Here is a 23,275-nt window from a genome sequence, read left to right as displayed (position 1 = left end):
CTGACTAAACGTTATTAAGCCGATTTAGTGCGAATCAGATAGTCAAAAGCGCTCAGTGAAGCTTTTGCGCCTTCGCCGCTGGCAATAATAATCTGCTTGTACGGCACGGTGGTGCAGTCGCCCGCCGCGAACACGCCTTTCAGGCTGGTTTCGCATTTACCATCGATGATGATCTCACCCATTTTATTGCGCTCAACCGCGCCTTCCAGCCACGGGGTATTTGGCAGCAGACCGATCTGAACGAAGATACCAGAGAGCGGCAGCTCATGGGTGGTCTGCGTCGTACGGTCAAGATAGTGCAGGCCGGTCACTTTAGTGCCGTCGCCTTTCACTTCGGTGGTCTGCGCGTTCAGGATGACATCAACGTTCTTCAGGCTACGCAGCTTATCCTGCAATACCTGGTCGGCACGCATCTCACCGGCAAACTCCAGCAGCGTAACATGTTCAACGATACCCGCCAGGTCAATGGCTGCTTCAACGCCGGAGTTACCGCCGCCGATCACTGCCGTACGCTTGCCTTTAAACAGCGGGCCATCGCAGTGTGGGCAGTAGGTGACGCCTTTGGTGCGATACTCTTCCTCACCCGGCACACCCATGTTGCGCCAGCGTGCGCCGGTCGCCAGAATGATACTGCGAGACTTCAATACTGCGCCGGAGGCGGTTTCGATTGCATGCAGTCCGCCCTCTTTCGCCGCCGGGATCAATTTGATGGCGCTCTGGCTTTCAATGACATCCACATTGTAATCATCAACGTGTGCGCGCAGTGAACCTGCCAGTTTCGCGCCTTCGGTTTTCGGTACGGAAATATAGTTTTCGATATCCACCGTATCCAGTACCTGGCCGCCAAAACGTTCGCCCATCAGGCCAGTACGGATACCCTTACGCGCTGAGTAGATGGCTGCCGCTGCACCCGCCGGGCCACTGCCGATAATCAGGACTTCATAGGCGTCACGCTTGTTCAGCTCTTCCGCTGCACGTTTATCCGCGTTGGTATCTACTTTGCTGACGATTTCCGCCAGGCTCATGCGGCCCTGACCAAACTCCTTACCATTCAGGTAAACCGCTGGCACGCCCATCACGTTGCGTTCCTGAATCTCGTTCTGGAACAGGCCACCGTCGATAGCGGTGTGGCTGATGCGCGGGTTAATCACCGCCATCAGGTTCAGCGCCTGGACGACGTCCGGGCAGTTATGGCATGAGAGTGAATAATAGGTTTCGAAATGGAAGTCGCTGTCCAGCGCGGCGATCTGGTCCAGCAGGCTCTGTGCTTCTTTAGACGGATGCCCACCGGTCTGTAACAGTGCCAGCACCAGTGAGGTAAATTCGTGACCCAGAGGTGAACCGGCAAAACGCGGGCCGCTGTTCGAACCTGGGTTGGTGATCAGAAATGAGGGCTTACGCACCTGACGATCGTTCTCTTCGCGGAAGCTGACTTTGTCAGACAAGCCGGCGATATCAACCAACAGTTCACGGATCTCGGTTGATTTTGCACCCTCATCCAGGGTGGCAATCAACTCAACAGGTCTGGTTAATTTCTCAAGGTAGGCCTTGAGCTGGGTTTTCAAATTTGTGTCGAGCATAGTGATATCCTGGTCAAAAAATCGGGTGCCGCAGCACCCGATTGGAGAATGATCGAAAGAGCAAAGCGGGATTAGATTTTGCCAACCAGGTCCAGAGACGGAGCCAGTGTTGCATCACCTTCTTTCCATTTAGCCGGGCACACTTCACCTGGGTGAGAAGCCACGTACTGAGCCGCTTTCACTTTACGCAGCAGGTCAGAGGCGTCACGGCCAATGCCTTCAGCGGTGATTTCGATTGCCTGGATTACGCCTTGCGGGTCAACGATGAACGTACCACGGTCAGCCAGACCTTCATCTTCACGCATGATTTCGAAGTTACGGGTCAGCGCGCCAGTCGGGTCACCGATCATTGTGTATTTGATCTTCGCGATGGTGTCTGAAGAACCGTGCCAGGCTTTGTGGGTAAAGTGGGTGTCGGTAGAAACGGAGTAGATGTCTACGCCCAGTTTCTGGAACTCTTCGTAATGGTCAGCTACGTCGCCCAGTTCGGTCGGGCAGACGAAGGTGAAGTCAGCTGGATAGAAGAAGAACACACTCCATTTACCTTCAACGTCTTTCTCGGTTACGTCGATGAATTCGCCGTTTTTGAATGCTGCGTTTTTGAACGGCTTAATTTTGGTATTGATAATAGACATCTGGTGGCCTCCGTTAAAATATGTGATGCAGGTTACATAATTTTCGGGCCAACATCTAATATGCGGACGTTATCAATCTGATAAACGAAAGCTATCAAACGCTGAGAGCCTGATGCTCTCTGGCCCGGCAGGCAGTGTACAGCGATTTACGTGACATTTAACCCGCTTTATCTTTTACGTGATCTTTTAGGCACGTCTCCGCTAATCACTGCTAGTTTTGTAAGACCAGATGATAAGGAGCTGACCCGTGGAGATTCGTCCGTTTACTGAAGCCGACCGTCCTTTCCTGCGTACGCTGTTTCTGGCAGCGCGACGACATAACTGGCGCTGGCTGGAGGGCAGCGAGTGGCAACTGGAAGATTTTGATGGCGTTATTCTGGGGGAGACCGTCCTGGTTGCGGAGGCTGATGGCCATCGGGTCGGCTTTGCAGGTCTGCTGGAGAACGACAACTTCCTGCACAGTCTCTATGTCGATCCTGACTGGCAGGGGCGCGGCGTGGGCAGCGCGTTGCTGGAGGCGGTAGAGGCGCGTTTTACCTCAACCGGCGCGCTTAAGTGCCTGCAGAAGAACAAAGCGGCGCAGGCATTTTATCTGAAGCATGGCTGGAAGATGATTTCACAGGGCGAAGGCGAGCACGGCGGTTATGTGCTGATGCACTACCCGCTGGCCTCACAATACGCCAGCGGGTCGGGTCGGGCTTAAAGCGCGCGGAATGCGATATCGCCAGGGATGACCTCGCCCTGCCAGTAAAGCTGGGCCGCGACGCGTCCGGCCAACTGGCGATACAGCGTGGTAAACTCGCTATCGGGCCGGCGAATCACTGTCGGTTCACCTTCATCAAGATCTTCGCGCAGGTCAATGTGCAGTGGCAACTGGGCCAGCAGTTGCGTCTGGTAATCCTCCACCAGTTTCTGCGCGCCGCCGGTGCCGAAAATCGGCTCGTGGAAGCCACACTGGCTGCAGACATGCAGGCTCATATTCTCTACCACGCCCAGCACCGGCACATTGACCTTTTCAAACATGACCAGTCCTTTGCGGGCATCAATCAGGGCGATATCCTGCGGCGTCGTGACCACCAGCGCACCGGTTACCGGCACGTTCTGCGCCAGCGTCAGCTGAATGTCGCCCGTGCCGGGCGGCATATCCAGCACCAGATAATCCAGCTCAGGCCACAGAGTCTCATTCAGCAACTGCATAAGCGCTTTACTGGCCATGGGTCCGCGCCACACCATCGCATTGTCATCCGTGACCAGATAACCAATGGAGTTGGTGGCCAGCCCATGTGCCATGATCGGCGCCATATGGGTCCCATCCGGCGAGGTTGGCCGCTGGTCCTGAGTCCCAAGCATGTTCGGCACAGACGGGCCGTAAATATCCGCGTCAAGAATGCCGACGCGCGCGCCCTCAGCTGCCAGCGCCAGTGCCATATTTACGGCGGTGCTGGATTTACCCACGCCGCCTTTGCCGGAGCTGACCGCAATAATGTTTTTAACCCCGTTAACGCCCGGCTGGTTTTTCACCCGCTTCAGGGTGGCGATATCGTGGCTGAGCCGCCAGTCGATTGCGCGTGCGCCGGTCTGACGCAGCAGGTCGGCGCTGACCTGCTCTTTCAGGTCGTCGAACCCGCTGGCCCACGCAAACGGCATCAGCAGTTCAACATGCAGCGTTCCATCCAGCTGCGCCACGTGGTGCAGCGCTTTCAGCGAGGTGAGATTCTGTTTAAGGGTCGGATGCTCAAAGCTTCTCAATACGCCCGCTACGATGGCGCGCAGGCCCTCTGGCGTATGCGGTTCCCGGGATTGTACTGTCATCCCCTGCTCCTTATTTCTGCTGTGCTTACGCTGTGTTTCAGCGATGTATTGTCAATGATATCAGATGCTCGTGGATCTGCGGCGACTGGCGGGGTGAATCCCTTATGTTTACGCAGGAGAAGCCATCAGTTACCATCTAAGCCCGTTTTTTCAATCAACAGAAAGCTACGCAAACTATGACTCAAGTCGCTAAAAAAATTCTGGTAACGTGCGCACTGCCTTACGCGAACGGATCAATCCATCTCGGCCACATGCTCGAGCATATCCAGGCAGATATTTGGGTGCGTTACCAACGAATGCGTGGCAATCAGGTTTATTTCATTTGCGCCGATGATGCGCACGGCACGCCTATCATGCTGAAAGCTCAGCAGCTGGGCATTGCGCCGGAGCAGATGATTGCAGAAATGAAAAGCGAGCATGAAGCCGACTTTGCCGGTTTCAACGTCAGCTATGACAATTATCACTCCACTCACGGCGATGAAAACCGCGAGCTGTCTGCGCTGATTTACGGCCGCCTGAAAGAGAACGGTTTTATTAAAAACCGCACCATTTCCCAGCTTTACGATCCGGAAAAAGGGATGTTCCTGCCGGACCGTTTTGTGAAAGGCACCTGCCCGAAATGTAAGTCACCTGATCAATACGGCGACAACTGTGAAGTCTGCAGCGCGACCTACAGCCCGACCGAGCTGATCGATCCTAAGTCTGTGGTTTCTGGTGCGACGCCAGTTCTGCGCGACTCTGAGCACTTCTTCTTTGATCTGCCGTCCTTCAGCGCCATGCTGCAGGCGTGGACCCGCTCCGGTGCGCTGCAGGATCAGGTGGCGAACAAAATGCAGGAGTGGTTTGAGTCAGGCCTGCAGCAGTGGGATATCTCACGCGATGCGCCTTACTTCGGCTTTGAAATTCCGGATGCGCCAGGCAAATACTTCTACGTCTGGCTGGATGCGCCTATCGGCTACATGGGCTCGTTCAAGAACCTGTGCGACAAGCGCGGCGACATCGACTTCGACGAATTCTGGCGTAAAGACTCCACCACCGAGCTGTATCATTTCATCGGTAAAGATATCGTCTATTTCCATAGCCTGTTCTGGCCAGCGATGCTGGAAGGCAGCAACTTCCGCAAGCCGAACAATCTGTTTGTACACGGCTATGTCACCGTTAACGGTGCCAAGATGTCGAAGTCGCGCGGCACCTTTATCAAAGCCAGCACCTGGCTGCAACATCTGGATGCCGACAGCCTGCGTTACTACTACGCGGCGAAACTCTCTTCACGTATCGACGACATCGACCTGAATCTGGAAGATTTCGTCCAGCGCGTAAATGCCGACATCGTCAACAAAGTGGTTAACCTGGCGTCACGTAACGCAGGCTTCATTACCAAACGCTTTGACGGCAAACTGGCGGCAGAACTGGCCGATCCGGCGCTCTATCAGACCTTCGTTGATGCGTCAGAGAAGATTGGTGATGCCTGGGCTGCGCGCGAATACAGCCGTGCTATCCGTGAAATTATGGCGCTGGCCGACCTGGCGAACCGTTATGTCGATGAGCAGGCTCCGTGGGTGGTCGCGAAGCAGGAAGGCCGTGATGCCGATCTGCAGGCCATCTGCTCAATGGGCATTAACCTGTTCCGCATTCTGATGACCTGGCTGAAGCCGGTGCTGCCGTCACTGAGCGCCCGTGCAGAGGGCTTCCTGAACTGTGAATTGAGCTGGGATGCCATTGCGCAGCCGCTGCTGGATCATCAGGTTGCGCCATTCAAAGCACTCTACAGCCGCATTGAAATGGCGAAGGTTGAGGGACTGATTGACGCCTCCAAAGAGGATGCTGCCGCAGCAAGTGCACCAGCCGCAACCGGTCCGCTGGCAGATGCGCCGATTGGTGACACCATCACCATCGACGATTTCGCCAAAGTGGATATGCGCGTTGCGCTAATCGAGCAGGCGGAACGGGTTGAAGGTTCAGACAAGCTGCTGCGTCTGCAACTCGACCTGGGCGGTGAAAAGCGTCAGATTTTCTCGGGCATCCGCGCCGCTTATCCTGATCCCTCTGTGCTGGTCGGTAAAATGACCATCATCGTGGCCAACCTGGCGCCGCGTAAAATGCGCTTCGGCATCTCCGAAGGTATGGTGCTGTCAGCGGGTCCGGGCGGGAAAGATCTGTTCGTGTTGTCCGTTGATAGCGGTGCTGTACCGGGCATGCCGGTTAAGTAAAGGTCTGCCCTCTGCGGTTTAAGCTGCAAAGCACACTGCCGTTCTGAAACCCTTCGTGCCTTAGCTCTGGCGCGAAGGGTTTTCTCTTCTCTGTTCCCACGACTACCCAACCTCTCCTTTTCTTTCCCGGCACGCTTCACCCGGCACTGCCCTGTACCCATAAGTGTGATCGCTAGCACGCTAAGCGGTTAATGCGTATGATGAAGCTCAGTGAAAACAGGAGCCTGCCATGCTCACCGTGCTGTCTGTCTGCGGACGTTATCTTCGCGCTTTTATCATCATTTATCTCTGCTTATACGCCGGTATCGGTATCGCCTCGCTGCTGCCTATCAAAATGCCCGGCAGCATTCTGGGGATGTTAATTCTGTTTGCCCTGCTTGCGTCACAGATTCTGCCAGTGAGCTGGGTGAAGCCGGGATGCCATCTGCTGATTCGCTATATGGCGCTGCTGTTTGTGCCGATTAGCGTCGGGGTAATGAGCTACACCGATATTCTTACCGCGCAGTTCGGCCCTATCGTTGTCTCCTGCGTCGTCAGCACCCTGCTGGTCCTCTCCATTGTTGGCGTAAGTGCCCACAAGCTTCACAGCCGCCGTCCGGCCGGGGAGTCTGCTGATGAGTGAGATATGGTGGTCGCTGCCATTGACGCTGGCTGCCTTTTTTCTGGCACGCAAGCTGGCGATAAAACTGAAGATCTCGCTGCTCAATCCGCTGCTGGTGGCGATGGCGATCATTATCCCGATACTGCTGCTGTTACAGCTGCCCTACTCGCGCTATTTCGCAGGCAGTGAGATTCTCAATCAGCTGTTGCAACCGGCCGTGGTTGCGCTGGCATTGCCGCTGTATGAGCAGATGCACCAGATTCGTGCCCGCTGGAAGTCCATTATCGGCGTCTGCTTTATTGGCAGTGTGACCGCCATGAGTTCAGGTACTGCTATTGCTCTGTGGATGGGTGCCACGCCCGAAATTGCCGCCACGATCATGCCCAAATCCGTGACCACACCCATCGCGATGGCTGTCTCCGGCTCGCTGCATGGTATCCCCGCTATCAGCGCTATTTGTGTACTTATTGCCGGGGTGCTGGGTGCGGTGTTCGGGCACACGGTACTGAATCTGCTGGGCGTGAAGTCTAAAGCCGCGCGCGGACTGGCAATTGGCAATGCGTCACATGCCCTGGGCACAGCACGCGCGGCCGAGCTCGACTATCAGGAGGGCGCCTTCAGTTCACTGGCGCTGGTGATCTGCGGCATCATCACCTCACTGCTGGCGCCCTTTATTTTTCCGCTCCTGCTGCACTGGTTTGGCTGAAACTTTGCGATAGATCTCGCAAAGTTGAAACATGCAACACAGGTTACATTGTCAGAGCGATGTGGATCACATATAAACCGGTGACTGGCACATCGCCCTGCTGAATTTAATGAGGCTCACATGCAATCCCGTTTCCTCTCCGCTTTTGAGGCATTGCCGTCAACGCTGCAAACTGCACTGGCTCCCCTGCTGAACGAGGCTGACTTCAACGCCGTGCTCAGCGCCGACCAGGTCGCCTCGCTGCAACAACAGACCCAGATGGATGCCGATGCACTGGCGCTGGCGCTGCTGCCTCTGGCGGCGTCCTGCGCCGTGGCTACCGTGTCGCATTTTAACGTCGGGGCGATTGCCCGTGGCGTCAGCGGCAACTGGTACTTTGGGGCCAACATGGAATTTATCGGCACGGCGATGCAGCAGACGGTTCACGCCGAGCAGAGCGCCATTACCCATGCGTGGCTGCGTGGCGAGCGCCAGCTTGAGACGATAACCGTTAACTACACGCCGTGCGGGCACTGCCGTCAGTTTATGAACGAGCTGAACAGCGGCACCAGCATTCGTATCAGCCTGCCAAAGCGCGCGATCAGCACCCTGGCCGACTATCTGCCCTATGCCTTTGGCCCACGCGATCTCGACATCACAACCTTCCTGATGGACGAGGTTGATCATGGTTACGTGGCCGAGGGCGATGAACTGGTACAGGCCGCCGTGGCCGCCGCCAATGCCAGCCATGCGCCTTACAGTCAGTCACACGCTGGTGTTGCCCTGCTGACCCAGGATGGCGCGATTGTCGCGGGTCGCTATGCGGAAAATGCCGCGTTCAACCCAAGCTTCCCGCCACTTCAGGCGGCGCTGGTCTTGCTGAACATGCAGGGCGGCGATGTTCATCAGATAAAAAAAGCGGTTTTAGCCGAAGTAGAAAATGCCACGTTAAGCCAGTTCGCCGCCACACAGGCAACACTTGAGACATTTGGTTGCGGTGAGCTGCTGCAGGTGACGCTGTACAAAGCATAACCCGCTGTCAGAGAGGCCACAGTTTTGTGAGCTTTTATGAACAAACGCTGTACTTCTGCGGGAAATTTCATAGGATCTGGCGCCAGAATTCACGTGATCACAAATTACTCTGAATAATTCAGGTTGCAGGATGGCACCGCGGTCGTGAATCTTTCTGGAGCGGTTACCCTGCCGCTGCCGGGCCTGCAGTCTGAGCTATAACGGGTAAGAAAACTGGCGCTACCTTTCCGGCGTGACGCCAGACAACACTGCAACCGGAGCATCACTGCATGGAACTCGACTACGAAAGTAAACGCCCGCTGTATATCCCTTATGCTGGCCCGATTTTGCTGGAATTTCCCCTGTTAAACAAAGGCAGCGCCTTCAGTATCGAAGAACGTAACGAATTCAACCTCAATGGTCTGCTGCCAGAAGCCGTAGAATCGATTGAAGAGCAGGCGCAGCGTGCCTGGCGTCAGTTCCAGGACTTCAAAAACAATAACGATAAGCATGTCTACCTGCGCAACATCCAGGACACCAACGAAACGCTGTTTTACCGCCTGCTGGATAACCATCTCGAAGAGATGATGCCGATTATCTACACCCCGACCGTTGGCGCAGCGTGTGAACACTTCTCTGAAATCTACCGCCGTGCGCGTGGCGTGTTCATCTCCTACCCAAACCGCGATCGCATCGAAGATATGCTGCAAAACGCCACCAAGCAGAATGTGAAGGTGATTGTGGTGACTGATGGCGAACGTATTCTGGGCCTCGGCGATCAGGGCATCGGTGGCATGGGTATCCCGATTGGTAAGCTTTCGCTCTATACCGCCTGTGGCGGCATCAGCCCGGCGTACACGCTGCCGGTTGTGCTGGATGTCGGCACCAACAATCAGCAGTTGCTGAACGATCCGCTCTACATGGGCTGGCGTCATCCGCGTATCACTGGCGAAGAGTATGATACGTTCGTGAATGAGTTTATTCAGGCCGTTAAGCGCCGCTGGCCGAAAGTGCTGTTGCAGTTTGAAGATTTCGCCCAGAAGAATGCTATGCCGCTGCTGAACCGCTATCGCGATGAAGTCTGCTGCTTTAACGACGATATTCAGGGCACCGCCGCCGTGACCGTTGGCACGCTGATTGCGGCCAGCCGCGCAGCCGGTAGCCGCCTGTGCGAGCAGAAAGTGGTGTTCCTGGGTGCCGGTTCTGCGGGTTGCGGAATCGCTGAACAGATCATTGCGCAGATGAAATCAGAAGGTCTGAGTGATGATGAAGCGCGTGGCCGGGTAATGATGGTGGATCGCTTTGGTCTGTTGACTGATAAGCTCCCCAACCTGCTCGACTTCCAGAGCAAGCTGGTGCAGAAAAGCGAAAACCTGCAGACCTGGGATATCACCAATGATTCCATTTCGCTGCTGGATGTCGTACGCAATGCGAAACCCGATATTCTGATTGGTGTCTCCGGCCAGCCGGGTCTGTTCACCGAAGAGATCATTCGCGAGATGCACAAGCACTGTAAGCGCCCTATCGTGATGCCGTTGTCGAACCCGACATCACGCGTGGAAGCCACACCTGCGGATATCATTGCCTGGACTGACGGTGCCGCGCTGGTCGCCACGGGCAGCCCGTTCTCACCGGTGAGCTGGAATGGTAAAACCTATCCGATTGCGCAGTGCAACAACTCCTATATCTTCCCGGGTATTGGGCTGGGTGTGATTGCGTCAGGCGCCAGCCGCGTTACCGATACCATGCTGATGACCGCCAGCCGTGCGCTCGCCGACTGTTCACCGCTGGTGAATGAAGGCGAAGGCCCGGTGCTGCCTGAGATTAAAGATATTCAGGGTGTGTCGAAAATCATTGCGATGGAAGTGGGTAAAGCGGCTCAGCTGGCGGGTGTCGCCGTAGTGACCTCAGAGGATGTGTTGTCACAGGCTATCGCCAACAACTTCTGGCTGCCGCAGTATCGTCATTATCGTCGTACCTCGATTTAACCTTCAGACTGCCGGATCGCAGGCGATCCGGCAGTGTTCAAAAATAGCACAGCCAGCCGGCAGTAACTTGCTTCACTGCGACAGCTCAAGTAGCCTTGTCCCATCTCAACATTCTGACATCGAGTCTCCAGGCGCATGCTGAAACGCGTTTCCATTGGTCTGCTTTTCATCATCTTACTGATGATGGCAACGGCGCTCGGCCTTGATCGTTGGATCAGCTGGAAAACTGCGCCTTTTATCTACGAAAATGTCGCCTCTTTACCCCATCGTCAGGTTGGCGTGGTGCTGGGTACGGCTAAATATTATCGTACCGGCGTCATCAATCAGTATTACCTCTATCGCATTCAGGGCGCGCTGAACGCCTACAACAGCGGCAAGGTCAATTACCTGCTGCTGAGTGGTGATAACGCGCTGCAAAGTTATAACGAGCCGATGACCATGCGACGCGACCTCATCAAAGCTGGTGTCGATCCGGCTGATATCGTGCTCGATTATGCCGGGTTCCGTACGCTGGACTCCATCGTTCGCACACGTAAAGTGTTTGATACCAACGATTTCATTATTATCACGCAGCGTTTTCACTGTGAGCGTGCGCTGTTTATCGCCTTACAGCTGGGTATTCAGGCGCAGTGCTATGCGGTGCCCTCACCTAAAAACATGCTCAGCGTGCGCTTCCGTGAAGTCGGTGCCCGACTGGGCGCGCTGGCGGACCTCTTTCTGCTCAAGCGTGAACCTCGCTTCTTAGGTCCGCTGGTACCTATTCCCGCCGTACGTGATGTCCCTGAAGATGCGCAGAGTTACCCTGCGGTGACGCCGGAGCAGCTGCTGGAGCTGGAACAAAAACTGCGGAAATAGCTGGCGCTCAGCGGCTTCTTTTAGCTTTGCTGAAATCGCATTGTTAGCACTTTGCTGCGGTCTGGCAGCAAGGTACAAGGTTCAGGGAATTCTGACAGCAACGACTAAGCTCAACGCGCAGGGAACAGGGTCAGAAGAGGAAAGCGTCCCGCGTCAGGGACGACGCGGGCCGAGCGTGTCATGGATGACAGGTTTTGCGTCTTTCCGATCTGACCGTGTTCCGTTGGCAGCCTCGATCTCACAGCAACGACCCCAGCCTTTAAGAAACCGGGCATGTCATGGACTGGCCTTAGCGACTTTCCGATCTGACGCTGTTCCCTTCGCAGACTCGATCTCACAGCAATGCCTCCAACACTCTCCCTCATAAAAAGCGTTCTGCAGAGGAATAACACGAGCCGAGCGTGTCATGGATGACAGGTTTTGCGTCTTTCCGATCTGACCCTGTTCCCTTCGCTGACTCGATCTCACAGCAATTCCTCACAACATCTGCCCATAAAAAAAGCGACCCGAAGGCCGCTTTCTTAGCGTTGAATCAGACTTACTTCTTACGAGAGTATTTCAGTGAATCCAGCGCAACGGCGAAGATAATGATGCCGCCTTTAATGATGTACTGCCAGTAAGGGTTGACGCCGATATAGGTCAGACCGTAGTTGATAACGGTGAAGATCAGTACACCGGTCACGACGCCCGCTACGCTACCCACACCACCGGCGAAGGAGACGCCGCCGACCACACAGGCCGCAATCGCATCCAGCTCATACATAAAGCCGAGGTTGTTGGTGGCAGAACCGATACGACCCGCTTCCAGCATCCCGCCGAAGGCGTAGAATACACCTGACAGGGCATAGATCATGATCAGGTTCATCGGGACGTTCACGCCTGACACTTTCGCCGCTTCCGGGTTACCGCCGATAGCAAAAATGTTTTTGCCGAAGCGGGTTTTGTTCCACAGCACCCAGACGAAAATAATGGCAATCACAGCGTAGAACGTGATGAACGACAGTTTGAAATCACCAAAGCGCAAGAAGCCCTGGGTGAATTTCGAGAAGCCTGCGTCAAAACCGGCAATCGGTGATGCGCCAACAAAGTCATAATAGAGTGAGTTGATACCGTAAACGATAATCATGGTGCCCAGCGTGGTGATAAATGGCGTTACCTTCAGGTAAGCAATAATCACACCGTTGACCAGACCAATCACACCGCCGATGATGCACACGGTCAGAATAACCAGTGGAATCGGCACGGTATCCAGCGTCGGGAAGACTTTGTTCGCGTTATCCATCGCCTGCAGCAACGTCGCGGCGACAACCGCAGCCAGACCAACCTGACGTCCGGCTGACAGGTCAGTACCCTGGGTCACAATCAGACCCGCCACACCCAGTGCAATAATAATGCGCACTGAAGATTGGGTCAGAATATTACTCAGGTTCATTAAACTTAAGAACGATGGATCCTGGAAGATAATAATAGCCAGCAATACCAGCAGAACGACGTAAATGCCGCCCTCTTTTAACCAGGTTAGCGCATTCTTTTTTGTGGTCGCTTTCATGTTAACAGCCCTTGCTTCATTAAAGGTGTAATGACGCTAAACGCAATATTTCGTTCTGCGTGGTCGTTTTGGTATCAACTATGCCTGCTACCAGTCCATTACTCATTACCAGAATACGATCGGTAATGCCTAACAGCTCCGGCATTTCAGAAGAGATAATAATGATGCCCTTTTCTTTCTTCGCCAGCTCAGCAATCAACTGGTAAATTTCGAATTTTGCACCAACATCAATACCGCGAGTTGGTTCATCAAGCATCAGGATTTCAGGCTGGGTCAATAACCAGCGGCCAATAATCACTTTTTGCTGGTTACCGCCCGAAAGCGAACCAATTTGAGTATGGTGGCCTGGTGTCTTAACGCGCATAGAATCGATCACCCACTGGGTATCACTCTTCATGCGTTTATTATCCAGCAGCCCCATACTGTTTTTATATTTTTTAATATTTGAAATAAGCGAGTTAAAACCAATATCCAGATAAGCATAAATACCGGTTGAGCGACGCTCTTCCGTCACCAGCGCGAAACCGTGGTTAATGGCTTCGTTGGCGCTGTGATTATTAATCGGTTTACCATGCAGTTTAATGGTGCCGCCCGATTTTTCGCGAATGCCAAACAGCGTTTCGACGATATCGGTACGTTTGGCGCCCACCAGCCCGGCAATGCCGAGTATCTCCCCTTTACGCAGATCAAATGAGATGTCACGAATCGACGGCTGACGCAGCGACGTCAGATTGCGCACCTCAAGAATGGTCTCGCCTGGCACGTTGGTACGGTCAGGGAAACGCTGGTTCAGTGAACGGCCGACCATCATAGCGATGATCTTATCCATATCCAGCCCTTCCAGCGGCTGAGAGGTAATCCACTGACCATCACGCAGAATGGTGATCTCATCGCACAGCTGGAAAATCTCTTCCATCTTGTGCGAAATATAAACAATGCCGCAGCCGCGATCTTTCAGTTTGCGAATAATCGTGAACAGGTGATTAACCTCTTTCTCAGTCAGCGAGGAAGTCGGTTCATCCATAATCACAATTTTCGCGTCGTAAGAGAACGCTTTGGCAATTTCAATCATCTGCATCTGAGATACAGAAAGATTGGCAACTTTGTCGCGCGGATCGATATCGATATCCAGCTCGTCAAAAATCGCTTGTGTATCCTGATACATTTTATCCTGATCGACAAAAAAGCCTTTGCGCGGATAGCGCCCAAGCCACATGTTGTCCATCACGGTACGTTGCAGTACCAGGTTTAATTCCTGATGCACCATCGACACGCCATTTTCCAGCGCCTCTTTGGAGCTTTTATAATCGATCTCGTTACCCTGAAACAGGATACTGCCGGTATCTTTTTTATAGATACCAAACAGGCATTTTAATAATGTGGATTTCCCGGCACCGTTCTCGCCCATTAATGCATGAACAGAGTGAGGCCGCACTTTCAAATTAACATTATCTAACGCTTTAACGCCGGGAAATGATTTTGAAACATTCGTCATTTCCAGCAAATATTCTCGCTGCGCGGTCGTGTTATCACTGGCCATATTTTACCTGGCTAAAAAACGGTGGTGACATAAAAAAGGCGCGACCGCGGTCGCGCCCGTAATCGATCTTATTTCACGAACTGAGACAGATTTTCTTTATCAACCGGCACGTAAGGAACGCGGACGATCTTATCAACCATCTTGAAGTTAGTGCCGTCAGTTGCCGCTTTGCCGTTCGCCAGGTTATTGGCAATATCCAGCGTCGCTTTCGCCTGGTTTTCCGCATCGTTCAGCACGGTACCGGCCAGCGCACCGGATTTAACCAGCGCCAGCGCTTCTGGCAGGGCATCGACGCCGAACACAGGGATTGACGTCATGTTGTGCGCTTTCAGCGCTTCAACCGCACCCATTGCCATCGCATCGTTGTTGGCAATCACCACTTCGATTTTTTTGGCGTTCGGGCCTGACAACCATGCATCCATCTTATCTTTAGCCTGAGCGGTATCCCACATGGCCGTATCCATTGCTAACTGCTGGGTTTTCAGACCATCTTTGTTCAGGGTGTCGATCACATATTTGGTACGGGCTTCTGCATCAGGATGACCCGGCTCGCCTTTCAGCAGCACGAACTGAATGGTGCCATCTTTGTTCAAATCCCAGGCTGGCGTCGCTTTCCAGTGTTTCTCGATCAGCTGACCCTGAATGATGCCGGACTCTTTAGAGTCGGTACCGACGTAGTAGGCTTTGTCATAACCCGCCAGCACTTTGGCGTTCGGTTCTTTGTTGAAGAAGACAACCGGCACATCGTTAGCACGCGCTTTGTCTACGATCACCGCAGCGGCAGCCGGGTCAACCAGGTTAATCGCCAGCGCTTTCACGCCTTTTGCCATCAGCACGTCAACCTGATCGTTCTGTTTGGACTGGTCGTTTTGTGAGTCATTCATCAGCAACTGTACGCCACCGATCGCTTTCGCTTCTTTCTCGATGTCTTTACGCACCATTGACATGAAGTTGTCATCGTATTTGTAAATGGTCACGCCGATACGGGTGTCAGCTGCGTGAGCGGTTGCACCAAACATCATGCTGGCAACCAGTGCTGTAAGCGTGAAAACCTTCTTATTCATGGTATCTCCGGTTTTATTATGCAGGGTCTTTTTAGCGCTACCGCGTAACATGCGGGAGAGCAATCGGTAAAACAGATCGGCACGTCGGCTAACGTAATGGGGATGTTGAGCCGTTGAACACCGTCTAAAACCTGACATCCTTGTGCCTGAATGCTTCCATGAAGAGGGGGTGAACCCTATAACCGGCTACTGAGACCACAACTGATGCCGTTACACTGGCGTTACATAATGTTTCAGTCCGGTAAGACGCTGCCATCATAGTGAGAGCAATGTTAATTAACTGTGAATGTAATCACAGATTGAAAACGGTTACATGCCTGAATCACCTGAATTAGTGACGGACTCCACATTTTGCCGCTGCGCCACCGAATGACGCCGCACCAGCGTCGGCATAAAGATATGTGTTGCGGTGTCATCAAGCAGGCCTGCTGCGCCCTGCAGTGCCAGTTCAGTGGCGATTTTTGCCATAGATACAATGGGATAGCGAACAGTCGTTAACTGTGGGTCGGTGTAACGGGAAATGGGAATATCATCGAAGCCAATGACAGAAAAATGCTGTGGAACCTGAATGCCGTTGTCTTTCAGCGCAGTGAGCGCGCCAGCAGCCATGCCGTCGTTATAGGCAAACACCGCCGTAAGGTTGAGATTGCGCCCCAGCAACTCCACCATCGCTGCTTCACCGCCCTGCATGTCGGGCTCTGCACTGGCTATCCAGCTCTCCTGGGGCCGAACGCCCTGCTCTGCCATTGCCTGCATCCATCCTTCACGACGCTGGGCCACATCTTCGATCGGATGACTGGAGCAAAGATAGCCGATGCGGCTATGTCCCTGTTGTAAAAGGGTTCTTGAAGCCATCAATGCGCCAGTGACGTTATCCAGACTGACGCTGCGGTGTTCAAAACCGGGAACGATACGGTTAATGACTACCATGCCGGGTACGTGCTGCATAAAGTCCGCCAGTTCCGCGTCCGGCAGTGTTTTTGCGTGCACCACCAGCGCGCTACAGCGTTGACGGATCAGCACTTCAATGGCATGACGCTCTTTCTCTTCCTGATGCCAGGAGTTGCTGATTAACACATGTTTGTGCACGCGCTGCGCTACGGTATCGACTGCTTTAACCAGCGCCCCGAAGAAGGGATCGGAGACATCCATCACCACCACCCCAATCGTGTCGCTGACCTGCGTCGCCAGCGCCTGGGCGTTGGCGTTAGGGCGATAGCCCAGCGCTTCAACCGCCTGTAACACGGTATCACGGGTATCTGAGGTCACGGCGTTGCTCTGATTAAGGACGCGCGACACGGTCGCCACTGACACGCCAGCCTGACGGGCAACATCACGAATAGTTATCATGCAGCAGTTCCAGAAAGGAAAATTAGGCATCACGCCGGGTTGAACACCGGCGCTATTTTGTCAGGGGCAGGAGGCGTACAGCGTGAATTGCGTCACATCAATGAAAACGGTTACATACAATTCTGTAACCTTTGTGATGGCGGTCATTATCCTGCGTTGTCAGTGATACGGGATCTGCCAGTTGAGAGCAGTGTTAGCCGCCGCCAAAGCCATTCCAGCGGACCCTGTGCAAAGAAATGTAACCAGATGAGTGAAAACAGGATATTGAAGAGCCATACCGCAGGCACTATCAGCAGCAGTTCCAGCCGGGTAAAGTGCATATAGAAGCCAAAGCGATAGAACAACGTAGTGCAGATCACGGTCTGAAGCAGGTAGTTGGTCAGCGCCATCCGGCCCACGCACTGGATGGCATAGCTGATGCGCCAGCGCGCGATCTGCGGCCAGTAAGCCAGGCAGAGTGCGGTGTAGCCCAGACTAATTAGCGGGCTGGCAAGGTCGCGCGGCGCTTGCAGGTAAAATGCGGTCCAGCGAAACTCCCAATGTAACAGCCATTGCGCTGCCACACCGGCCACCGCAATGGAGAACCCAATGATTAACAGCAGCGCCGCCGCCTGACGATAATGCCGTGCAGGGAATTCGCCAATCAGCCAGCCGCTGCGCAGCAGTGCGCCACCGATCATCATCAGACCTGCCAGCTGCCAGCCATACTGCGCTGCAAGCGCCATCAGCCCTGACGAAAGATGGTCCAGCCGGTTCTGTATCGCGTCCCAGCCGCCAGCAAGTTTCCAGAACTGTTCATATTGCAGTTCTGCTGCACCCGGCAGCCAGGAATTAGTCGGCTCAGGAGAGGAGATCGACCCAAACACCAGCAGCACCCCGCAGCCGACCAGGTAGAGCAGAATGCCGGTATTCATCAGGCTGCGGGTGGAGGGAACATCACGCAGTACCCGCCACACCACCAGCCCGATAATGCCGTAGTCCAGCAGGATGTCCCCTTCCCAGAGAAAAACCCCGTGAACAAAACCGATCAGGACCAGAAGGGAAAGCCGGGCTGTGAGCCAGCGACTGCCGCGCGGCAGCTGCATTTGCAGACCCGCGCCAAACAGCAGCGCAAACAGCGTGAGGAATTTGAGCTGAGCAAAAACGTCAGAGAGTGCCCATGTCCAGGCATCGGAAAGCGTGACGCTACCCTGCCAGGCTGGATTAAGGTAGGCGGCTGAAGGCAGACCGAAGCCGACAATATTGAGCAGCAGAATGCCGAGAATGGCACATCCACGAATGAAATCCAGCGCGTGATAGCGTTGCATGCGGCACCTGCACATTGAGGCGGGCAACGTTATGCGCCCGCCATAAACTCAACTATGGCGCACCGCGCGCAAAAATTCCTGACGGGTGTTCTGACTGGACTTGAACAGGCCACCCAGCGACGTCGTGGTGGTGGCGCTGGTGGCATCTTTTACGCCACGCGCTTTGACACAGTAGTGCACCGCATCAATGGAAACAGCCACATTGTTAGTGCCCAGCAGCGTCTGCAATGCAACCAGAACCTGCTGCGTCAGCCGCTCCTGCACCTGCGGACGCTGAGCAAAGAACTGCACGATGCGGTTGATTTTCGACAGGCCAATCACCTTTTCTTTAGGAATATAGGCGACGGTAGCCTTGCCATCGATGATCACAAAGTGGTGTTCACAGGTGCTGGTCAGGGTGATATCACGCACGGTCACCATCTCATCGACCTTCATTTTGTTCTCAATGACGGTGATTTTCGGGAAGTTTGCGTAGTCGAGACCGGAAAAGATTTCATCCACATACATTTTGGCGATGCGATGTGGCGTTTCCATCAGGCTGTCATCTTCAAGATCCAGATTCAGCAGCTGCATAATCTCGGTCATGTGCCCGGCAATCAGGCTTTTACGCGTTTCGTCATCAATGTCGCGCGTCGGTGCACGTAACGGCGTTTCCAGTCCACGCGCCAGCAGCGCTTCGTGAACCAGGGCAGCTTCCTGACTTAAGGTGCTCATCTACTCTTCTCCGGCTGGTGTTGCGCCCGCAAGCTTTTGCTTGCGGGCCCTGTAATCAGGCGCGTATTGTGAAACTTTCTTTGCGGGGAATCCAGCAATCAATCAGATTGGTGATGAAAGCTTTTCACTCAATTCTTCGCCAGACCAGCAGGCCTGCCCAGACCAGACTCACCCCTGCCACCCAGAGCGCAGGCTCAAGCCGATGTAACAAGGCCGTTGAGAGAAAAGAGAGCAGCGGGCCGACAAGTTGTCCAATCGCATAGCCGGTCGTCAGCAGGCCAGCCATGAATCGCAGATGGTTGGGCGCCAGTTCGCGGGCGCAGAGCATAGACAACTGCACCACACTCAGGAAGCCGCCTCCGACCAGCAACGCACCGGCCAGCAGGCCACTAAAGCCGGGCAGCAGCGCCGCAGCAAACACACCCAGCGCCTGTGCCCAGAGCACCAGCGCCAGGCGGACATGGCTGTGCCCCCAGCGCCGCGTCAGAATACCCAGCAGGATGCCGATCATTGCCGCCCCGCCAAATATCGGCCAGACAAACTGCGCGAAGATGCCGTCAGGAAAACGTGTGGCGGCCATCTGCGACAGAAAAGTCGCGGGCAGGATGTAGCCAAACCCTGCCAGACTGTAACTCAGCACCAGCCTTTTAAGATTGCGGTTCAGCACCAGCGGCTCGGGTGCCTGATCCGGACGATGCAGTTCGCCGCGACGCGGTAAATTACGGGTGATTAACGCAATCAGCAGCAGCGCCAGCGCCCCGTAAGCAGCCCAGGCAAGACCGGCGGAGACCTGGAATGTGTGCAGCGCTACCCCCAGCAAACCACTGACAAAAATGCCGCAACCCGGTCCGGCAAACACGGCCGCCGACAACCCTGCCCGCCCATGCCGATGCAGCTGTTCGTTGCTCCAGGCCGCCACCAGCACCATCGCCCAGCCGCTGGCCCAGCCAATCAGAAAACGAATAGCGCCATGCAGCCACGGGCCGGTTGCCAGTGCCGAGAGCAGCGTCAGGATTACCGCGCCCCATACACCCGCCTGCAGCCGCAGTTCGACCCTTTGATGCGCCCGCATCGCATCAAAGGAGCCACACAGGTAGCCTAAATAGTTGAGGGCTGCGACCAGGCTGGCACTGGTAAGCGTCAGCTGGTGAGCCTGAATCATCAGTGGCACCTGCGGCGTAAAGGCAAATCGCCCTATGCCCATCGCCACAAATAAAGTTAAAAATGCACTGAGCGCGACGCGTAACGCCATTGCTGAACTCCTGTTGTTCTGCCCTGAGATCTCTTCTGACTTGCTAATAGCATGCAGGATGACTAAACTCACGGAAAGTGAATAATATTAACCAACTTGTTTACAGGAAGAGAAGATATGGATTTAGTTCAGCTGCGTATGTTCTGTTCCGTCGCCGAAACGGGTTCACTGGCGCGCGCAGCAGAACATCTGCATCGCGTCCCCTCTAATCTCACCACGCGGCTGCGTCAGCTGGAAGAGGAATTAGGTGTTGATCTCTTTATTCGTGAGAAGCAGCGCATTCGCCTGTCGCCGATGGGCCATAATTTCCTGAATTATGCGCAACGCATTCTGGCGTTAAGTGAAGAAGCGATGAGCATGACCCGAACCGGCGAACCGGCGGGAAACTTTGCACTGGGCTCCATGGAGAGCACCGCAGCGACCCGCCTGCCTGGCCTGCTCGCCGCCTATCATCAGCGCTTTCCTAAAGTGGCGCTGTCGCTGATTACCGGCACCTCAGGCGAAATTATCGATCGGGTCCGTGAAGGCACCCTGGCCGCTGCGCTGGTGGATGGCCCGGTTTCTCATGATGACCTGAATGGCTGCATCGCTTTTCGCGAGGAGATGGTGCTGATCACCGGGCTGGATCATGGGCCAATCACCACGGCGCGCGACGTGCAGGACGATACTCTGTTTGCGTTCCGCAACAGCTGCTCTTACCGGGTGAAGCTGGAGAGCTGGTATCGCGACAGCCAGACCGCACCCAACAGTGTGATGGAGATTCAGTCCTATCACGCCATGCTGGCCTGCGTAGCGGGCGGTGCAGGGGTCGCGATGATTCCGGCTTCGGTGCTGAAGCAGATGGCGGATCGGTCGCGGGTGCAGGCGCATACCCTGCCCGCAGCTTATCGCGACACCGCCACCTGGCTGATGTGGCGGCGTGACGCCTTTACCCCGAATGTAGAAGCGCTGAAATACCTGATTATTGAACAGTTTGACGATCGTCCGCTCAACGATGAGCTGATCCACCCATTGCAGGCGACGGAATAAGCGTTCCACGCTATGTTTAACTCACGAAAAAAGGCGCTATTACGCGTCACAATCTGACTGGAAGAGGGATTGCATGAACATGATCAAAACCCGTGCCGCGGTTGCCTGGGCTGCTGGCGAACCACTGAAAATCGAAGAAGTGGATTTAATGCCACCGCAAAAAGGTGAAGTGCTGGTGCGTATTGTCGCGACCGGTGTCTGTCATACCGACGCCTACACCCTTTCCGGCACTGACCCGGAAGGTGTTTTCCCGGCGATCCTTGGCCATGAAGGCGGCGGCATCGTGGAAGCGGTGGGCGAAGGCGTAACCAGCGTGGAAGTGGGAGACCATGTCATCCCGCTTTACACCCCGGAGTGCGGCAAATGTAAGTACTGTCTGTCGGGCAAAACTAACCTCTGCCAGGCGATTCGCGCCACCCAGGGTAAGGGCCTGATGCCGGACGGCACCACCCGCTTCTTCAAAGATGGCAAACCGATTTTCCATTACATGGGCACCTCGACCTTCTCTGAATACACCGTCATCCCGGAGATCTCACTGGCAAAAATCAGTAAAGAAGCACCGCTGGAAGAGGTTTGTCTGCTGGGCTGTGGCGTCACGACCGGCATGGGCGCGGTAATGAACACCGCCAAAGTGAAAGAAGGCGACACCGTGGCGATCTTCGGTCTCGGCGGCATCGGTCTTTCTGCGGTGATTGGCGCGAAAATGGCGAAAGCAGGCCGTATCATTGCCATCGACCTCAACACCAGCAAATTCGATCTGGCACGTAAACTGGGTGCCACCGATCTGATTAACCCGAAAGATTACGACAAACCGATTCAGGATGTGATTGTCGAGCTGACCGACGGCGGCGTGGACTTCTCGTTTGAGTGTATCGGTAACGTCAACGTAATGCGTTCCGCACTGGAGTGCTGCCACAAAGGCTGGGGCGAGTCTGTGATTATCGGTGTTGCCGGTGCCGGTGAAGAGATCTCTACCCGTCCGTTCCAGCTGGTAACCGGTCGCGTCTGGCGCGGTTCCGCGTTTGGTGGCGTAAAAGGCCGTTCACAGCTGCCAGGCATTGTGCAGGATTACCTCGACGGTAAATTTGCCCTTAACGACTTCATCACTCACACCATGCCGCTGGAAGAGATCAACGACGCCTTTGATTTGATGCACGAAGGAAAATCGATTCGCTCGGTCGTGCACTTTAACAAGTAATCAGGAGGCGTTATGGCATCCACTCTGGAGCTACTGGAAGAACACCGTATTTTTGGCGGCTGGCAGCAGCGCTGGCGTCATCAGTCAGCCGTGCTGAACTGCCCGATGACCTTTAGCATCTATCTGCCCACCCCGCACGGTGATGCACCGCCGCCGGTGGTCTGGTTTTTAGCCGGCCTGACCTGTAACGACGAGAATTTCACCATCAAAGCGGGCGCGCAGCGCGTTGCGGCGGAACTGGGTCTGGTGCTGATTATGCCGGACACCAGCCCGCGCGGTGACGGCGTGGCGAACGATGAGGGATACGATCTGGGTCAGGGTGCGGGATTTTATCTCAATGCCACCCAGCAACCCTGGGCGAGTCATTTCCGCATGTTCGACTATCTGAGCAGCGAGTTACCTGCCCTGATTGCGGATAACTTCAAGGTCAGTGAACGCCAGTCAATCATGGGTCATTCTATGGGCGGACACGGCGCGCTGATGCTGGCGCTGCGTCTGGGTAACCGCTTTGCCTCGGCTTCAGCCTTTGCACCGATTGTGAATCCAATGCAGGTGCCTTGGGGCCAGAAAGCGTTTCAGGCCTATCTGGGCGACGATCGTGCGGCGTGGCGGGAATATGACAGCTGCCAGCTGATGGCGGAAGTCTCCCATCGGTTGCCAATGCTGATCGATCAGGGTGACAGCGATCAGTTCCTGGCCGATCAGCTGCAGCCAGAGCGGTTAGAGGAGATCGCCCGCGAGGTGGGTTTCCCGCTGACGCTGCGTATTCAGCCGGGTTATGACCATAGCTACTTCTTTATTGCCAGTTTTGTGGAAGATCATCTTCGCTTCCATGCCCAGCATCTGCTGGCGTAAATAATCAGGGCCGCTATTGCGGCCCTCTTTTTTTGCATGC

General features: G+C 54.8%; 20 protein-coding genes. 10 read left to right on the top strand and 10 right to left on the bottom strand.

The window, feature by feature from the left end:
• Positions 1–14 precede the first annotated feature (14 nt).
• Both ahpF and ahpC read right to left on the bottom strand, forming a co-directional pair.
• Entirely contained in the window at positions 15–1,580 is a 1,566-nt protein-coding gene (gene ahpF, locus KTJ90_RS06405; RefSeq protein WP_004571256.1) for an alkyl hydroperoxide reductase subunit F, read from the bottom strand.
• Between the two features lie 71 nt (positions 1,581–1,651).
• Positions 1,652–2,215 (bottom strand): alkyl hydroperoxide reductase subunit C, encoded by a 564-nt coding sequence (gene ahpC, locus KTJ90_RS06400; protein ID WP_004571255.1) that lies wholly within the window; start codon positions 2,213–2,215, stop codon positions 1,652–1,654.
• Positions 2,216–2,462: 247 nt separating this feature from the next.
• Here ahpC and KTJ90_RS06395 point away from each other — a divergent pair, with 247 nt between their 5' ends.
• On the top strand, positions 2,463–2,918 hold the full coding sequence (locus KTJ90_RS06395; RefSeq protein WP_004571254.1) for a GNAT family N-acetyltransferase: 456 nt from the start codon (positions 2,463–2,465) through the stop codon (positions 2,916–2,918).
• Here the strand turns inward: KTJ90_RS06395 and apbC are convergent.
• The gene (apbC, locus tag KTJ90_RS06390) at positions 2,915–4,027 is read right to left on the bottom strand and encodes an iron-sulfur cluster carrier protein ApbC (protein ID WP_154926631.1); all 1,113 of its coding nucleotides are present in this window, start codon (positions 4,025–4,027) and stop codon (positions 2,915–2,917) included. The genes KTJ90_RS06395 and apbC overlap by 4 nt on opposite strands.
• 176 nt (positions 4,028–4,203) lie before the next feature.
• Here apbC and metG point away from each other — a divergent pair, with 176 nt between their 5' ends.
• From metG to sanA, 6 genes are all read left to right on the top strand, one after another.
• Positions 4,204–6,237 carry a methionine--tRNA ligase gene (gene metG, locus KTJ90_RS06385; protein ID WP_008926104.1) on the top strand — a complete coding sequence of 678 codons (2,034 nt, stop codon included), beginning with the start codon at positions 4,204–4,206 and terminating at the stop codon, positions 6,235–6,237.
• 229 nt (positions 6,238–6,466) lie between these two features.
• A complete protein-coding gene (locus KTJ90_RS06380) occupies positions 6,467–6,859 on the top strand; it encodes a CidA/LrgA family protein (RefSeq protein WP_004571250.1) in 393 nt (130 codons plus the stop codon).
• The gene (locus tag KTJ90_RS06375) at positions 6,852–7,544 is read left to right on the top strand and encodes a CidB/LrgB family autolysis modulator (protein WP_004571249.1); all 693 of its coding nucleotides are present in this window, start codon (positions 6,852–6,854) and stop codon (positions 7,542–7,544) included. The genes KTJ90_RS06380 and KTJ90_RS06375 overlap by 8 nt, the downstream gene beginning before the upstream one ends.
• Before the next feature lie 120 nt (positions 7,545–7,664).
• Positions 7,665–8,555, top strand: a complete 891-nt coding sequence (gene cdd, locus KTJ90_RS06370) for a cytidine deaminase (RefSeq protein ID WP_499026031.1) — start codon at positions 7,665–7,667, stop codon at positions 8,553–8,555.
• A 269-nt stretch (positions 8,556–8,824) separates the two neighbouring features.
• Positions 8,825–10,522, top strand: coding sequence for an NAD-dependent malic enzyme (locus tag KTJ90_RS06365; protein ID WP_004571247.1), 1,698 nt, complete (start codon positions 8,825–8,827; stop codon positions 10,520–10,522).
• A gap of 135 nt (positions 10,523–10,657) precedes the next feature.
• Positions 10,658–11,377 (top strand): outer membrane permeability protein SanA, encoded by a 720-nt coding sequence (sanA, locus tag KTJ90_RS06360; protein ID WP_004571246.1) that lies wholly within the window; start codon positions 10,658–10,660, stop codon positions 11,375–11,377.
• A 538-nt stretch (positions 11,378–11,915) separates the two neighbouring features.
• Here sanA and mglC read toward each other — a convergent pair.
• The 7 genes from mglC to KTJ90_RS06325 all read right to left on the bottom strand — a co-directional run bounded on the left by mglC (position 11,916) and on the right by KTJ90_RS06325 (position 20,153).
• Complete coding sequence (gene mglC, locus KTJ90_RS06355) at positions 11,916–12,926, bottom strand: galactose/methyl galactoside ABC transporter permease MglC (RefSeq protein WP_003854114.1); 1,011 nt, start codon at positions 12,924–12,926, stop codon at positions 11,916–11,918.
• A 19-nt stretch (positions 12,927–12,945) separates the two neighbouring features.
• Positions 12,946–14,466 carry a galactose/methyl galactoside ABC transporter ATP-binding protein MglA gene (mglA, locus tag KTJ90_RS06350; protein WP_499026030.1) on the bottom strand — a complete coding sequence of 507 codons (1,521 nt, stop codon included), beginning with the start codon at positions 14,464–14,466 and terminating at the stop codon, positions 12,946–12,948.
• A 68-nt stretch (positions 14,467–14,534) separates the two neighbouring features.
• Positions 14,535–15,530 carry a galactose/glucose ABC transporter substrate-binding protein MglB gene (gene mglB, locus KTJ90_RS06345; protein WP_003854116.1) on the bottom strand — a complete coding sequence of 332 codons (996 nt, stop codon included), beginning with the start codon at positions 15,528–15,530 and terminating at the stop codon, positions 14,535–14,537.
• Positions 15,531–15,839: 309 nt separating this feature from the next.
• Positions 15,840–16,880 (bottom strand): HTH-type transcriptional regulator GalS, encoded by a 1,041-nt coding sequence (gene galS, locus KTJ90_RS06340; RefSeq protein ID WP_182629555.1) that lies wholly within the window; start codon positions 16,878–16,880, stop codon positions 15,840–15,842.
• 146 nt (positions 16,881–17,026) lie between these two features.
• Entirely contained in the window at positions 17,027–18,187 is a 1,161-nt protein-coding gene (gene yeiB, locus KTJ90_RS06335; protein ID WP_499026029.1) for a DUF418 family protein, read from the bottom strand.
• 48 nt (positions 18,188–18,235) lie between these two features.
• Positions 18,236–18,901 (bottom strand): GTP cyclohydrolase I FolE, encoded by a 666-nt coding sequence (folE, locus tag KTJ90_RS06330; protein ID WP_008926107.1) that lies wholly within the window; start codon positions 18,899–18,901, stop codon positions 18,236–18,238.
• A 124-nt stretch (positions 18,902–19,025) separates the two neighbouring features.
• Positions 19,026–20,153 (bottom strand): YbfB/YjiJ family MFS transporter, encoded by a 1,128-nt coding sequence (locus tag KTJ90_RS06325; protein ID WP_008926108.1) that lies wholly within the window; start codon positions 20,151–20,153, stop codon positions 19,026–19,028.
• A 117-nt stretch (positions 20,154–20,270) separates the two neighbouring features.
• Here KTJ90_RS06325 and ptrR point away from each other — a divergent pair, with 117 nt between their 5' ends.
• The 3 genes from ptrR to fghA all read left to right on the top strand — a co-directional run bounded on the left by ptrR (position 20,271) and on the right by fghA (position 23,235).
• Positions 20,271–21,182, top strand: a complete 912-nt coding sequence (gene ptrR, locus KTJ90_RS06320; protein ID WP_003854125.1) for a putrescine utilization regulator PtrR — start codon at positions 20,271–20,273, stop codon at positions 21,180–21,182.
• Between the two features lie 73 nt (positions 21,183–21,255).
• The gene (locus KTJ90_RS06315) at positions 21,256–22,380 is read left to right on the top strand and encodes an S-(hydroxymethyl)glutathione dehydrogenase/class III alcohol dehydrogenase (protein WP_003854127.1); all 1,125 of its coding nucleotides are present in this window, start codon (positions 21,256–21,258) and stop codon (positions 22,378–22,380) included.
• Between the two features lie 12 nt (positions 22,381–22,392).
• Entirely contained in the window at positions 22,393–23,235 is an 843-nt protein-coding gene (gene fghA / locus KTJ90_RS06310; RefSeq protein ID WP_499026028.1) for an alpha/beta hydrolase family protein, read from the top strand.
• The last annotated feature ends 40 nt before the right edge of the window (positions 23,236–23,275 follow it).

The organism is Pantoea jilinensis, assembly GCF_019104105.1.
Classification (GTDB): Bacteria; Pseudomonadota; Gammaproteobacteria; order Enterobacterales; family Enterobacteriaceae; genus Pantoea; species Pantoea eucalypti.
This window is presented reverse-complemented; position numbering and strand designations above follow the sequence as displayed.